Genomic DNA, 15,263 nt, shown 5'->3' on the forward strand with positions numbered 1-15,263 from the left:
GACGACGACGCTCGCGTACACGTACCGAAATTTGGATGGGGGAGCCCTCAAATCCAAAGTCTTCGCGCAGACGACGCTCAATGAATCGACGATATCCGGGATCCAAGAACCCGGTCGTGAAGATGACGAAACGTGGAGGCATGTTTGACACCTGCGTCGCGAAGAGAATTCGAGGTTGTTTCCCGCCACGAAGGGGGTGCGGATGCGCTGCAACCAGTTCACCCAGGAAGGCATTGAGGCGCCCCGTGGGAATGCGGGTTTCCCAGCTATCCAGTGCAGTCTCCATCGCGCGCGTCAGACGATTAATATGCCAAGTTGTTTTCGCCGACACGTTAATTCGCGGTGCCCATGAGACTTGAACAAGCTCTCGTTCAAGCTCTGAACGAAGCTGAGCTTGGCGTTCTTCATCAACCAAGTCCCACTTGTTGTTGATGATGACGACCGCACGGCCGGCATCAACTGCCTGCTGTACAACTCGAATATCTTGCTCTGTCAGCGGCTCTGAAGCGTCGAAAAGAATCAACGCAAGTTCTGCCTTTTCAAGGGCGGCTTGGGTTCGAATTGACGCATAGTAGTCAGCACCCGTTGTTCGGTGCATCTTGCGGCGAATGCCCGCGGTATCGACGAACCACCATTGCTGCCCGTCAAGCTCAATGAGCTCATCAACTGGATCACGAGTCGTACCGGCAAGCTCATTAACGACAACACGTTCAGAACCCGCCAGAGCGTTGAGCAGCGACGATTTACCGACGTTCGGACGTCCGATCAGAGCAACTCGACGGGGACCACCCGAAGGCAGCACCGTAGCCACGGAAGATACTTCAGGAAGCACAGCCATCACCGCATCGAGTAGATCACCGGTGCCACGACCGTGAAGTGCAGAAATCGCGTAGGGTTCACCCATTCCGAGTGACCACAGGTAGGCCGCTTCAGCTTCTTGCATCGCGGAATCAACCTTGTTCGCCGCGAGAACGACGGGTTTACCACTCTTACGAAGCATAGAGACGATACGTTCATCCGTATCTGTCATGCCGACAGTCGCGTCGACAACGAACAGTACGGCATCTGCCAGATCAACCGCGATTTCTGCCTGTTCGGCGACCGATCGATCAATGCCCTTGACATCAATTTCCCAGCCACCAGTATCAACAAGTGTGAAGTGACGGCCTGCCCAATCGGCAGGATACGATACGCGGTCTCGCGTAACACCAGGGGTATCTTGAACAACCGCTTCACGTCTGCCGATAATGCGGTTGACTAATGTTGACTTGCCGACGTTGGGGCGCCCGATCACTGCCAGAACAGGAAGACCGAATTCGCTGTCCTGAGAATCAGAATTCTCGAATTCTCCGTTGAGCAGGGCAAGATCTTCGTCATCAAGCTCAAACTGGTCAAGGGAGTCACGCATCGCGCGTGCACGAAGCTCTGCTTGACCTTCGTCGAAGGCTTCTGTGTTCTCGAGGTATTCTTCAGTCACGTCCTTATCCTATCGGTAGTCGGTGATGACAAGCGCGTTACAGGCGCGCGCGAATGTCTTGTTCCAGCACTTCACGAGCGACGGGAACATCGTTATAGACGTGCTTGATTCCCTGGATATCTTGATACCATTCGGCACCCTTTCCGGAAATGACGATAATGTCTCCCTCATTTGCCGCAAGAATTGCCTGACGTACTGCGTCGCGGCGACATGTGGTTACTTCAGTAACGTCATGGAAATCAGGACGAACACGCCGAATTCCATTGAGGAGTTGCTGGCGAATAGACGAGGCATCTTCAGTACGCGGATTCTCATCGGTGACCCATAAAACATCGGCAAGCTGAGCAGCGATTTCTGCTAGAGGCTCACGTTTCGTCGCATCGCGATCGCCATCGGTTCCAAACACTAAAACGAGCTTGCCACGAGTTAACTCGCGGACGGATTTGAGGGTCCAATCGAGTCCCTCTGGGGTATGTGCAAAGTCGACAATGACAAGTGGCTGTGCGCCTGGATCGGGATTGACGGAGGTCATACGACCGGGAATCTGTTCCGCACCTTCAAGTGCCGAAACTGCAGCTTCGAACTCACATCCCAACTGCAGTGCTGCAACCAGTGCAACGACGGCGTTTTGGACATTAACTTCACCGAGCATCGGCATACGAATGAGGCGTTCATCGCCCTGAGGGGTCACCAGATCAAAGGTGACAGCGGGGATTGCGCGATCGAAGTTGATGCGTCGAACAGTCCAATCGGCCTCGCGATGGGAGAAAACCGAAACTGTAGTAACGGGCACTTCGCTTTCTTGAGCCAAACGAAGGCCCCACTCATCATCGATACAGACGACACCGCAGCGCGAGTGCGCCGGAGTGAACAAACTCTTCTTGGCCTCGAAGTAATGCTCCATGTCACCGTAGTAATCGAGGTGATCATGTTGAAGATTCGTAAACGCAGCGACATCGAAAATAATGTCATCAACACGGTTCAAACTCAGTGCATGCGCTGAGACCTCAACAATCGCTGCACCGCAATCTTTTTCGCGAGCAAGAGCAAGAATTCGCTCGACTTCGGGAGCCTCGGAAGTAGTTTTCTCCGAATTAATGACGAGGTCGCCAACACGAATCTCAACAGTCCCGCACAGTGCAGGATCGTTAAATGTACTGCGCAGGATGGAACGAAGAAGATAAGTCGTTGTGGTCTTCCCATTTGTCCCCGTTACGGCAGCCGTTTTGAGTGCCGAGGCCGGATGGCGATAGATATTCGCCGCGATAGTTGCGCTCGCACGACGCGGATCCGCTACGACAACAATCGGAATATCTGGGTTCATCTCACGTGCACGCTTGGATCCTTCGCGATCTGTAACAACTGCTGAGGCACCTGCTTCGACGGCTGCGTGGAGGAAGCGAATACCATGCTGGACCAGGCCAGGAATGGCAACGAAAACCCAATGATCTTCAATATCAATCGACGAAACACTGACACCAGAAACGGGTAGTTCGGCATCGGGGCACAGTGACCAATCAACCTCCTGAACCCCCTCGAGTGCCTCAGAGAGCGGAATTGGTGACGTAATCGGTCGAATATCGTTGGCATAAGTCATAACTTTTAGGTTATCCGCTTGCTTTACGAAAAGCTTCTTCATCGACACGTCAACACAAAATTTCTCTAAAATGAGGGCATGTATGTCCTGACTCGTGAAGATGCACGTCACCGTTCAGCCGTTGTTACAGTCCGACACATTGATGTCACACTTCACCTCGAAGAAGCGGCAACTGAGAAAAGTTCGTACCGCGTTCTTTCGCGCATGACCCTTGTCTGTCAGGAACCGACGCTCTTTGTCGACGTCGCTGGCGAAGTCCAAGTAGTCTCGATTGACGATGTTCCTTTAGCATCCGATCAATTCACCTACGACGGTGAACGCCTGGACATTAGCGCAGTTCCGACCAACCGTGAGGTCACGATTAGCGTTGAAGCCGATTGTCGTTTTTCGACAACAGGGGAGGGGCTGCATCGCTATCGCGATCCCGAGGATGGACGCTACTACCTTTACACGCAATTTGAGCCTGAAGATGCCCACCGCGCGTGGCCCTGCTTCGATCAACCTGATATGAAACCCACGTGGACTTTCCACGTTTATGCGCCTCGTGAGTGGGTCGTGACTTCCAACGGGATTGGAAGCTCTAAGGATTGCGGCAACGGCGTCACGCTGTGGGACTTCACGACCACCCCGCCTTTGTCGAGCTATATCACAGCGGTCGTGGCTGGCCAATGGGCGCTCGTTGAAGGTGGGAGCTGGGAAGGAAGCGCAGGCGATGGCAACACTGCAACACTGCAACTTCGCTTGCTCTGCCGCCAGGCATTGGCAAGTTCAATGGATAGCGATGACATCCTAGCTGTCACGCGTGCCGGATTAGATCACTATCACGAACATTATGGTTACACCTTCCCATGGGGAAGCTACGACCAGATTTTTGTTCCCGAATACAATCTGGGAGCAATGGAGAATCCTGGATGTATCACCTTCAATGAGAACTATCTGAGCCGTGATACGCCATCATTTGCACTACGGCAAAAGCGTGCGAACACAATCCTTCACGAGATGTGCCACATGTGGTTTGGCGATCTGGTCACTCCGGCATGGTGGGAAAATCTTTGGCTCAAAGAGTCCTTTGCGGAAAACCAAGGAACCACAACTGCCGCTGAGGCGACAATTTACGCGGGGGAGTGGGCCTCATTTGCTATTGGCCGTAAAGCCTGGGCATTGGCCCAAGACCAGTACCCGACAACGCACCCCATCGTTGCGGATATCCCTGATATCCCCGCTGCGAAAAACAACTTTGACGGTATTACGTACGCAAAGGGTGCAGCAGTCCTTAAGCAGCTTGTTGCATGGGTTGGTGAAGAAACCTTCTACGAGGGTGTGCGACTGTATTTCCAGCGATTTGCCCACTCTTCAACCGGCCTAGAGGATCTCTTGGGAGCACTGGAAGAGGCCAGTGGCGAAGATCTTGGGAAATGGAAGGACGCATGGCTCCTGACAACAGGCCCCTCTACTCTTTCGCTCAGCTGGACAAGCGATGATGCAGGCCGTCTGACGGGTCTCCATGTACATCAGGAAGGGCTCGCTCGTCCACACAGCCTTGAGATCTCATTTTGGACGGCAAATAACGGTGTTTTGAGAGAAAAGTGCCATTTGCGAGTGCGCGTAGAAAAAGCCGATTCTAGCGTTAACGTTCCTCCGGAGCTTACTGATACTGGTAGTGCGCAAGACATCGATTTGGTGGTCGTCAATGACCTCGATTTGACCTATGCGATTTCTCGCTTTGATGAGCATTCGATGCGAACTGCGCTCGCATGTGTGTCGACCATTGAACGTCCTATTACTCGCGCAGTTATTTGGTCCAATCTTTTTAGTGCGCTTCGCGGCGGTGAATTAGATCCACGCGACTACATTCACTCAGCTCTCACCCATATGGCTGAGGAAAGCGAGGATGCCATTTTTGAGCGTCTGCTGGCAACAATCCGAGTCGCCCGCTCATTCCTTCCTCACAGTTCACGAGATCGTTGCGATCGCGAGATCCTGAACACGCTTGCTAAGTTCATGCGTCATGCTTCCCGTGACCGAGGCCGCGCTGCCCTTCGCCTGTTTGTTGACGTCTGGATTGCATGTGGAGATGAGACCTATACCGAGGCCGTGCTTGAGCTCGCCAACGGTCACCGCAGCGACCGACTTCCTTTCATCGAGGGTGAGGAGAGTGCGTGGGATCTTCGCAGGGGTTGCGCAGCTCGAGGCCTCGTGACCGAGAAGCAGTTGGAATCCTGGCTCGAAGTCTCGCCGACGGGGGAGAACCGCACCCGCTGGATCCGCTCGCGTGCGGCGCTTCCGGATGCCGATATTCGTTCACAGGTTTGGAATGAAATTTGTCACGGATCGACAATGTCGAACCTTGACTTAAGTGCTTCATTGCAAGGCCTCAACGACTCAACGTGGAGTAGCCCCGGCTACGTGACGCAGTATTTCACTCAGCTGCTCCCATTTTGGAAGAAATCGTCAATGGGTCTCGGGATTCGTTTTGTTGAGGGCGGTTTCCCGTTGTCTATTGACATTGAGCGTCAGAACTTGGATGAGAATGCAATTGAGGCTGCAAAGATTTGGCTTGAGGAGCACTCAGAGGCTGCACCCGCACTTACACGCCTGATCATTGAGAAACTCGATGACCTTGAACGGGCTTATTCTCGTCAGAAGCAGTGGCAATGAGTAGCCAGCAGACCTCTTCGTCGCCAGGTAATGATCCTGCTGCATCGATGTCCCTCTTGAAGGCAATCCTTGAGAATCCTTTGGATGCTGGATACGGGACCTATCACGCGAAAGCTAGTTACGGCACTACCTCGATTTTCCATCGCACAGTCACGATTCTCATCGCAATCGCATTGGGTATTGGTGCGGGGTTTGCAATCAGTGGTTTACGCGCTCAAGCTCGAGGAGATGTGCACTCATCTCTTTTGAGTCATGCTCAGACTCAAACGCAGCAAATCACCCAAATGAGAGACGAAGTCGCAAAGCTTCGCACGCATGTGAAAGAGCTATCAGCCGAACAGGGACAAAGCAGTATTCACGAAGATGCTGCAACAGCGCTGGCAAATGCTGATACTCCAGTGAGTGGGGCGGGACTGAAAGTAACGCTTACTGATGCGGCAAATGCGGTATCTTCACGGCAGAGCGGTCAAGGACAGGTACGTGACCAAGATATTCGAATGGTTGTGAATGCTCTGTGGGGTGCCGGGGCTGAAGCAGTCAGTGTGAACGGCCAAAGAATTGGTCCCGGTTCTTTCATCCGAACGGCTGGTTCAGCGATCTTGGTTGACGTAACACCGATTTCTTCACCGTATACGATCGAGGCAATTGGTGATGCAAATACCTTGTCGTTGTCGTTGGTTCGCGGTTCAACGGGGGATTACTTGTCCAGTGCAGAATCCCTCACAGGAATTAAACTAAGTGCGCAGTCTGTTAAAGAAATGACGCTCAACGCACGCGATAACCGGTCAACTCGTTGGAGTGAGACCATCGAAGAGGGGCACTAAGGTGTTAGCAGTTCTTGGTCTGATATTTGGAATTGTCGTTGGTGTCCTCATCGACCCAACTGTCCCCACATGGCTTCAGCCCTTCTTACCAGTCGCTGTTGTTGCTGGCCTCGATGCCCTTCTGGGTGCGGGTAGAGCTTGGCTTGAAGGAACATTCCAAGACCGTGTTTTCGTGATGTCCTTTTTCTGGAATGTCGTGGTCGCTTGCCTATTGGTGTTCTTGGGGACGCAGTTGGGCGTTGGCTCAGCTATGACAACTGCAGTCGTTGTGGTTCTCGGAATTCGTATTTTCTCGAACACTGCCTCGATCCGTCGATTGATTTTTAAGGCCTAAGAATGGGACAGCACGCGAAGAAGAGCCAAGCGACTGCCCAGGATGAGATGGGTAAAGCGGGGGAGAAGGCACTCAACGACTCCTCATCAAAACCCATGGGGACGCGCCTCAAAGCAGCGATTTTGGCAATGCCACGGGGGACGCATCTTTTACTTTTTGTCATCTGCTTAATCCTTGGGATTGCCTTAGTCACTCAAGTTCGAGCACAACGAACAGACCCGCTCACCTCGCTCAGTCAGGAAGAACTGGTCGAACTCCTTGACAATCTTTCTGTCCAGGAACAAAACCTTCGTGTTGAACGAGGGAAGCTCGAATCCCAAGTCAGTCAACTTGAGGACGAGTCGCAAAAAGAAGAGGCTGCAGCAAATACTGCAAAGAAAGCTGAAGAGCAGGCAAAAATTAATTCCGGACAGGTCGCCGTCCATGGTCCCGGGATTGAGATGGTGATCAGCGATCCCACACATTCTCTGAGTGCAACTCATTTTGTGATGGCGCTGGGTGAACTGAGAAATGCTGGTTCTGAGGCTTCTGAAATTAACGGCCATCGCGTCACCGTCTCATCAAGTTTCACCAGCGACGGGGGAGTCATCAGCGTAGACGGACAGGCTCTAACAAGCCCATACGTATGGAAAGTTATCGGTGATTCACAGACCATCTCTACGGCTTTAGAGATTCAAGCAGGTAGCGCGGCTCAGATGCGTGCAAAAGGTGCTTCAGTAACAATCACGCAGATAAAAGACCTGAAGATCACCTCGATTTCGACGCCGAAGTCACCGGAATTTGCAAAGCAAATCGGTTAAAAGCCTTCGCGAACACTAGGCCACCACACTATACTGTTGCTATTGTCCCTCAGAACTGGAGCGAGTAATGGAAAACCAGAGCCAAGAGTTTGACCCGACTGCAACTTCGGTCTTCAGCCTGAATACTGTCGAGGAAGTCGCTGACGCGCCAATGCCTTTGTCCGCGCGCGATCAGGACGCAGTCAATGCTCTTCCTGCCGGCTCTGCACTTCTCATTGTTCAACGCGGACCTAATTCGGGTGCACGATTCCTCTTGGATGCGGAAGTAACAAACGCAGGCCGTTCGCCTCGTGCAGATATCTTCTTGGACGACGTCACTGTCTCACGTAAGCACTGCCAGTTCCTGTCTCGCGATGGTGGACATACGGTCCGCGATTCCGGCTCGCTCAATGGTACTTATGTCAATCGTGAACGTGTTGAGCAGGTTGAGCTCCACGCTGGAGACGAGGTACAGATTGGCAAGTACCGCCTGACCTACCAGCCCTCACCTAACGCCCAATGAGTGCGCGCGCTCAGCGCAAGGCCTCGGAAGAAATTGTTGAACCCTGGCCGCGCGGAATTAGTCGTGAGCCAGAGCTTTCAATCGGTCAACTGGTTGAACGCCTCAAGGCTGAGTTTCCTGCAATCACGCAGTCAAAGGTACGTTTCCTTGAAGACAAAGGGCTTGTAGTCCCTGCGCGTACTTCTGCTGGGTATCGAAAGTATTCCCAAGCTGATCTTGAACGTCTCCGTTACGTTTTGGCTTCGCAGCGTGATTCCTATTCGCCTCTTGATGTGATTCGTGATCAACTTCGAGCACTTGATGCAGGGCACGAAGTCTCCCGTCGACGTGCGGCCCAGGTCGTTGCTTCGGAGGGCAAAGTCGTTTCTTTGGGGAATCGTCGTTCGATTCCCGCTGCAGACCTTGCGGATCTGACAGGATGCGAGCTTGCAGCGATTGAACGCTATGTGTCTCTTGGTCTGGTTACACCAGATATTGCAGGCTATTTTCCTTCGCGAAGTGTCCAGGTGATTTTGCAGATTCGTGAGCTCGAGGCCCTGGGAGTTGACGCTCGAACCTTGCGCTCGGTGCGTCACGGAGCTGAGCGAAGCGCTGATCTTATCGATCAGACAGTCTTATCCCAGACTCCTCGTGATCGTGCGATTGATCGCGAACGGCAGAACAGCCGACGCCTCGAGCTAGGGGAGAGGTTTGCGCAACTTCATCACGAGATGTTGCGAGTAGCTTTGTCGCAATTGACCGACGGAGGGGTGTAACCTTCAACTTGAACTTGAAGGCTCGCCGTGTCGTTCATTGACCGGAACGCTTCAACTTCGTAATCTAATTTCAGTTCGGTCATTCCATAAACCAAGGAGCATTTGTGAGCGCAGAACCGCTGGGTAGCATGCAGGGGCGTCAGCCTATGCTCTTTGGTGACCCTTTGGAGGGGCGCGACGGTGACGACGTTGGTTACCGCGGCCCTGTTGCCTGTGCAGCAGTTGGAATTACCTACCGCCAGCTCGATTACTGGGCACGCACCGGCTTGCTTCAGCCTTCAGTCCGTGCGGCTAAAGGATCAGGATCGCAGCGTCTGTATTCGTTTAAGGACATTCTTGTCCTCAAGATCGTCAAGAAGCTGCTTGACGCAGGGGTATCTCTTCAGCAGGTCCGTACTGCAGTCACTCAACTTCACCGTCGCGGTGTTGATGACCTTGCCTCCATTACCTTGATGAGCGATGGAGCATCGGTCTACGAATGCACTTCGACTGATGAAGTTATTGACCTTCTCCAAGGCGGTCAAGGCGTCTTTGGAATCGCTGTTGGTCGCGTTTGGCGTGAGCTCGAAGGTTCTCTGGCCGAGCTTCCTAGTGAGCGAGCTGAAGAAAATGTTCTTGTTGACGAACTTGCAGCTCGTCGTGCAATGAAGCGTTCAGTTTCCTAATCACTTTGCCTCAGCTCACTCGACCGCCGACATCTCATATGCATATTCATGGGAGAGTGGCTACGTCATGCACGAATTGTTAGCTCTCGTCCAAATTCCCATTACTTGACATAATGTACATTATCGGATCGCGGCTAATGTGCTGAAAGTATAGTTAGAACACTGCTCAGCCCTTTATCAGCTAAACTTCTACTATTCGATTATTACTGCGGGAGGATCAAGGTGGCAGATCGCGCGTTACGCGGAATGCAAATCGGTGCTAAGTCGATGGAATCTGAAGATGGCGTCGTCTTCGCCGATCGGTTCACAGCAAAGTACTTATGCACAAACGGACACCAATTTGAAGTTCCCTTCGCAAGCGAAGCAACACCGCCTGCAACATGGGAATGTAAATGCGGACAAATGGCTGAGCTTATTGGCGAGGCAACGGAAGACGAAGAACAAAAGCCCGCTAAGCCCGCACGTACTCACTGGGACATGCTTCTTGAGCGTCGTTCGATCGAAGAGCTTAACGAGGTTCTTCAAGAACAGCTCGCTCTTCTACGCGAAGGCAAGCTGCGCCTAGAGGGCCACTACCGCAAGGGCTGATCGACCTCTTAATAACTTGACATAATGTGGGCCCGCCACCTTGGCGGGCCCACATTATTTTTCTGCCTTTTTCAGCGACGCGAAGAGAATTTGCGCTTTATACCGTTCTTCGTCACCATGACCAGCTCTTCTACAAAGATCGCACCGGAGAGCTTTGATTCCCCAAGTTCTCGCTCGTCGAAGGTAATAGGAACTTCGACGATCGTCGCACCCATGGACTCAGCGAGAGTCGTCATTTCAACTTGGAAACCGAAACCAACCGTTGAGACCTTCTGGAGAATCCCAGTCTCACGCAGCCAAGAGGCTCGGTGAACACGCAAGCCCGCCGTTGCATCTTTAATTCGAGTTCCCAACCAGAAGTTGATATACGCGTTGCCTGCACGTGACAGTGCAACCCGCCAGGGTGCCCAGCCATTCGTTTTTCCACCCGGAACCCACCGCGAACCGATGACCATATCAGGTTGATCAGGTCCCGCCATTCGTACAAGTAGTTTGGGCAGGTCTTCTGGACGATGCGATGCATCTGCATCCATTTGGATGAGGAAGTCAAAATCCATCTCAAGGGCTTGTCCAAGTCCCTCAACATATGCAGTAGCAAGACCAGACTTCGCAGGCCGCGTGTACAGATGAAGGCGCGAATCAGTTTTCATGCGCTCTTGGACCCATTCCCCCGTTCCATCGGGAGAAGAGTCATCGACAATAAGAATGTTGAGCTCCGGGAGCACCTGATGAATGCGCGTGAGAAGACCTGGCAAAGACTCAACCTCGCAATAGGTGGGAATAACCGCCACCACTCCCCTGCCGGTTTCATACATCATCGAGTCGGTCATCAGCGGCGCTTTCTATGTGAACGAGAAATGGTTTGAAATGCGAGTGCAACCAGAAGAATTCCAGTGAGCACCCAGCTAATTTTAGCGGAATACGGCGCAAAATGTGCTGCCCATGTCAATGAGCTTCGAAGAGGCAGGTCACCAGTGAGCGTTGCTGATTGCATCCGTCCGCTTTGAGAAAGAAGGCTTCCATTCGGCCTGACAAGGACGGAGTTTCCAGTCGTTGATGCTTGCACAGTCGAGCGAGCAAATTCGATCGCCCGAAATTGTGAAATCTGCGCCTGTTGTGCGCCCTCCGCACTGGTCCCAAAGTGATAGTTGTTGGAGGGGATCGCAATGATTTGACCACCAGAATTCACGCCTTCGGCAAGGAGATCTTCATAAGCCACTTCGAAGCAGATTCCAAGCGCAAGAGGGACAGTGCGACCGTCTTCTAACTGAACATCGAAACGCGATGAATTATTGACTGCTTCAAGATCAATCCCTACTTGGGCCGCCTCGGTCGCAAGCCGCGAAACGAGTGATCGTGCCGGAATGTATTCCCCAAAAGGTACCGGAATCTGTTTGCCGTAATAGGATTCGCTCAGTCCAGTATCGGGGTACCAGACTCCCATGTAGTTGTATCGACGATCCTGATCTACACGTGTGATCCCGACAAGAATTGGCGCATCAATATCCTTTGCCGAGGTAGAAATAAGGTCTGCTATCAGCCGGTTATATTTGGGGTCGCGGTCAGTTGAAGACTCGCCCCAGACGACTAGGTCGACCTTCTCCCCCATTTGCGCAAGCTCACTGGTCAATCGCGCATGATTTCCAGTAACCTTCCCAATCTGAGAGTATGTCTCAAGAGCAGGAAGCTCAATATTTCCTTGGATTGCAGCAACCTTGATCGATCCTTCTTCCTGAGAGGCATGCAGAGGAAGCGCCATGGGAATAATGACTAAGGCGCACGCAGATGCAAAGCATAAAGGTCGCGAATACCAATGTTGATCCTCGCGCGAAAAATCAAAACTTCGTCGTAGTAGCACTGCGCAGACGACAACCACAGCGCTCACAAGCACTTCCCCACCCCAAGGAGCAAGACGCCCCAGAGGCGTCGCAACCTGTGGGTATGCCAAATTTCCCCATGGGAAGCCCGACCATGGAAAATGAGAACGAAGTTGTTCTATACCGACCCAAGAAACAGCAGTTACAAACGCTTGCCCCGCGGCGGACTTCGCCCACGAAAGCCGCATAAGACCACTCTCTAGTGAGCCCCACACAGCGAAGAAGATTGCTTCCACAAAACTCAACGCAATCCATGGCAACTTGCTACCGCCCGTCGCCTGAATAGTCCACGGAATAAGCAATAGCCAGAAAGTCATCCCGCAGATCAGCATGTAGACAAAGGCCCGCCATGCACCGACACGATCAACACGAGAAAGAAGCAATGCAAAGGACGGGATTATCACAAGAGGAAGTGAAATATCCGGAAAGGCTGCCCACATGCCAATGCCGGCAATTAAGCAAAGCACAAGGTCAATAGCGCTACCTTTAAATCCTCGCTTTAACCTTTTCTGAGGCGCTGTCTTTACTCCCCTTCCCAAGAGACAACTCCTCTCAGAATAAGTCTGCGCGCCTGACGAGCGACCGCTGAAGTCTCTGCAGAGGCAACATGGGCAATCTGGTCGAGCAAATCTACTACCTGCCGAATCCAACGGACAAAGTCACCAGCGAGAAGAGGCGTCCCCCAGATGGCGGTCGTCAACGTTGCCCCATTGGCCCATGCCATCACTGCCTGTGCAAGCCCCGGATCGAGTTCTGGGGATTGAGGAACCCCAACGCTCTTCTCCACCGACATCACCGCCTGTGATAACGAAAGAGTTTCTTCCCACGCCTGCGCCAACACGCTTGATGAAGCAGTCCAGGGTTCAACCGCTGCTGATTCTTCGCCTCGAGATTGGTAAACACACGTCGAAACAATTGCAGCGAGTTCGGGAGCCGAAAGACGATCCCAGACACCTCGTCTAAGGGCTTCAACAACGATCAGATCTCGATCACCAAAAATACGACGCAGCAGCTGTCCAGAATCTGTTACGAGATCGTTTTTCAGGAATCCCGTTCGATCAAGGACTTCGCACACTCGATCAAATTGTTGTGCAACCGAGTTCGTGCGTCCATCGATTCGTTTGAGAAGCTTCTCGTACTCAGCATTCTTTCGCGCCCAAGTGTGACCGGCACGTGCGTGTTCCTCGCGATGCGGACACGAGTGTACGGGATGCGACTTAATCGCCATGCGAAGCTGAAAAATCTCTGCTTCAATCGGCAGCGAATCAAGAGCTTTCCTGCCCCCAACGCGCTCAGATCGAAGGGTACGAATCCGCTGTGCCCATTCCTCACGTCCGCGGTGACGCCGTAAGGCATCGGAGGGAGGAAGGCGAAGGCGCGCAACGAGTTCAAGTACACCCGAAAGGTCATCTACGCTCAGAGTATGCAACCTAGCATCGGCACCAAGAGTACGAAGCAGCGGGCGAAGGTCAGCGGAGTGCTGAAGCTCCAAGAGCAGGTAACGACGCGCTTTCCGCTTAGTACCAATGTCGAAGACCTGCCCGGGCTTCAAGGAACGGAAAACCTCCTGATCCTGCTGCTTTCGCTGGAGGCTACGCTCTCGTGAGGCTTCTTTCTCCATTCGTGCGAGCCGATCACGCATGGAGAAATACTCTTGAGCGTTACCACGTGAACAATTGACTCCCTCTCCCAGGGAATCCAATTCACGTTCTAATGCGCGTGCGCTTTGGGCGAGGTGGACAACCGAAGAATCGGCTTGGAATTGTGCAAAAGAAGATTCTAAAACCTTGCGCGTTGCCTTACGTGTCGAATGCGCAAGAAGATTGACAACCATGTTGTAGGTCGGATGGAAAGCGCTCACCAGTGGGTATGTTCGTTTCGAGGCTAGAGCGGCAACTTCCTCTGGGGCGATATCCCTACGTCCGCTAACAACCACGTGGCCTTCAATATCAATACCGCGTCGACCCGCACGGCCAGATAACTGTGTAAACTCACCGGCAGATAAGCGAACGTGTTCGACACCATTCCATTTCTGGAGCGACTCAATGACCACCGAACGCGCAGGCATATTGATTCCCAGCGCAAGTGTTTCTGTCGCATAGACAAGACGAATAAGCCCCATTGAGAATAGCTTTTCAACGGTTTCTTTCATCAGGGGCAGCAAACCCGCATGGTGAGCTGCAATGCCTCGTTCCAGAGCTTTAATCCAAGAGTCAATACCTAAAACTGCATAATCTTCGGGAGGAATCATCGCCGTAGCGTCCTCTGCGATACGCCGGATCTGCTCTGCCTGATATCGGTTCGTCAAAGTAACACCCGAGGCGATCACTTCACGAACAGCATCCTCACACCCAGCCCGCGAAAAGATAAAAACAATTGCGGGAAGCAGATTGGCACGATCAAGGGTAATGACAGTCGCTGGACGTGAACGGAAACGCCGTTGATGAGCGCGTCGACCTTGCGGAGAGCAGGCATAGAGCAGTTCTGGGTTCAAACGCTGAGATTGCCCAGAACCACGTCGTGATGGCGCGTAGACGTCGTAAAGTTCTCCATCGACAAGCATGTGTTGGAATAAAGGCACCGGTCGCGTCTCGGAGATAATGACATCGCAAGAACCGCGAACTTGGCCAATCCATTCTCCGAATTCTTCGGCATTCGACACTGTCGCAGAAAGAGCAATGACCTTTGTATGTTGAGGAAGATGGATCAGCACCTCTTCCCAGACAGGTCCACGAAAACGGTCGGCTAGATAATGAACTTCATCCAGCACAACATGACTTAAGTTACTGAGGTCTGCTCCCATATAAATCATGTTGCGCAGGACCTCTGTCGTCATGACGATGATGGGAGCATCTGGATTAATCGACGTATCCCCAGTCAATAGACCAACGCGCGCTTCGCCATAGCGCTTCTGAAAATCAGTAAACTTCTGGTTTGATAACGCCTTAATCGGTGTTGTGTAGAAGGCGCGCGAACCCGTCGAAAGCGAAAGCGCGACGGCAAATTCGCCAACAACTGTCTTCCCAGCGCCGGTAGGTGCTGCAACCAGCACACTGTGGCCAGCTTCTAAAGCATCCATTGCTTCGATTTGGAAGTGATCAGGGGTGAAGCTCAAGCCCTCTACGTAGCGGCTTCTGAAAGATCGATCAATCTTTTGCTGCTGTCGAAACTGTGCCATTCCCTCTG

13 protein-coding genes are annotated in these 15,263 nt (G+C 52.6%); 8 read left to right on the top strand and 5 right to left on the bottom strand.

Translation table 11 applies throughout. The features are described from left to right. On the bottom strand, positions 1-1,477 hold a 1,477-nt coding region (gene der / locus KHW85_RS05575), incomplete at its 3' end, for a ribosome biogenesis GTPase Der (protein ID WP_291459121.1). A 37-nt stretch (positions 1,478-1,514) separates the two neighbouring features. Next, positions 1,515-3,074: a UDP-N-acetylmuramoyl-L-alanyl-D-glutamate--2,6-diaminopimelate ligase gene (locus KHW85_RS05580; RefSeq protein ID WP_291459122.1), complete on the bottom strand. Its 1,560-nt coding sequence runs from the start codon at positions 3,072-3,074 to the stop codon at positions 1,515-1,517. A gap of 78 nt (positions 3,075-3,152) precedes the next feature. Between KHW85_RS05580 and pepN the strand changes: the two genes are divergently transcribed. The 8 genes from pepN to KHW85_RS05620 all read left to right on the top strand — a co-directional run bounded on the left by pepN (position 3,153) and on the right by KHW85_RS05620 (position 10,200). Next, entirely contained in the window at positions 3,153-5,732 is a 2,580-nt protein-coding gene (gene pepN / locus KHW85_RS05585) for an aminopeptidase N (protein ID WP_291459123.1), read from the top strand. Beyond that, positions 5,729-6,556 carry a DUF881 domain-containing protein gene (locus KHW85_RS05590; protein WP_291459124.1) on the top strand — a complete coding sequence of 276 codons (828 nt, stop codon included), beginning with the start codon at positions 5,729-5,731 and terminating at the stop codon, positions 6,554-6,556. Before pepN ends, KHW85_RS05590 begins: the two co-directional genes overlap by 4 nt. Position 6,557: 1 nt before the next feature. Beyond that, entirely contained in the window at positions 6,558-6,890 is a 333-nt protein-coding gene (locus KHW85_RS05595; protein WP_009409423.1) for a small basic family protein, read from the top strand. Between the two features lie 2 nt (positions 6,891-6,892). Next, the gene (locus tag KHW85_RS05600) at positions 6,893-7,690 is read left to right on the top strand and encodes a DUF881 domain-containing protein (RefSeq protein WP_291459125.1); all 798 of its coding nucleotides are present in this window, start codon (positions 6,893-6,895) and stop codon (positions 7,688-7,690) included. Positions 7,691-7,757: 67 nt separating this feature from the next. Next, the gene (locus KHW85_RS05605) at positions 7,758-8,192 is read left to right on the top strand and encodes an FHA domain-containing protein (RefSeq protein WP_009409421.1); all 435 of its coding nucleotides are present in this window, start codon (positions 7,758-7,760) and stop codon (positions 8,190-8,192) included. After that, positions 8,189-8,947 (top strand): MerR family transcriptional regulator, encoded by a 759-nt coding sequence (locus KHW85_RS05610; protein WP_009409420.1) that lies wholly within the window; start codon positions 8,189-8,191, stop codon positions 8,945-8,947. Before KHW85_RS05605 ends, KHW85_RS05610 begins: the two co-directional genes overlap by 4 nt. 146 nt (positions 8,948-9,093) lie before the next feature. Further along, a complete protein-coding gene (locus KHW85_RS05615) occupies positions 9,094-9,612 on the top strand; it encodes a MerR family transcriptional regulator (RefSeq protein WP_051007844.1) in 519 nt (172 codons plus the stop codon). Positions 9,613-9,834: 222 nt separating this feature from the next. After that, entirely contained in the window at positions 9,835-10,200 is a 366-nt protein-coding gene (locus KHW85_RS05620; protein WP_019126022.1) for an RNA polymerase-binding protein RbpA, read from the top strand. Between the two features lie 71 nt (positions 10,201-10,271). Here the strand turns inward: KHW85_RS05620 and KHW85_RS05625 are convergent, their stop codons facing one another. From KHW85_RS05625 to KHW85_RS05635, 3 genes are all read right to left on the bottom strand, one after another. Then, positions 10,272-11,030 (bottom strand): polyprenol monophosphomannose synthase, encoded by a 759-nt coding sequence (locus tag KHW85_RS05625; RefSeq protein WP_291457900.1) that lies wholly within the window; start codon positions 11,028-11,030, stop codon positions 10,272-10,274. Next, positions 11,030-12,517 (bottom strand): apolipoprotein N-acyltransferase, encoded by a 1,488-nt coding sequence (lnt, locus tag KHW85_RS05630; protein WP_291459175.1) that lies wholly within the window; start codon positions 12,515-12,517, stop codon positions 11,030-11,032. Before lnt ends, KHW85_RS05625 begins: the two co-directional genes overlap by 1 nt. 83 nt (positions 12,518-12,600) lie before the next feature. After that, complete coding sequence (locus KHW85_RS05635) at positions 12,601-15,255, bottom strand: DEAD/DEAH box helicase (protein WP_291459126.1); 2,655 nt, start codon at positions 15,253-15,255, stop codon at positions 12,601-12,603. Between the last annotated feature and the right edge of the window lie 8 nt (positions 15,256-15,263).

Origin of the sequence: Actinomyces sp. oral taxon 181 (assembly GCF_018370895.1) — a bacterium.
Lineage (GTDB): Bacteria > Actinomycetota > Actinomycetes > Actinomycetales > Actinomycetaceae > Pauljensenia.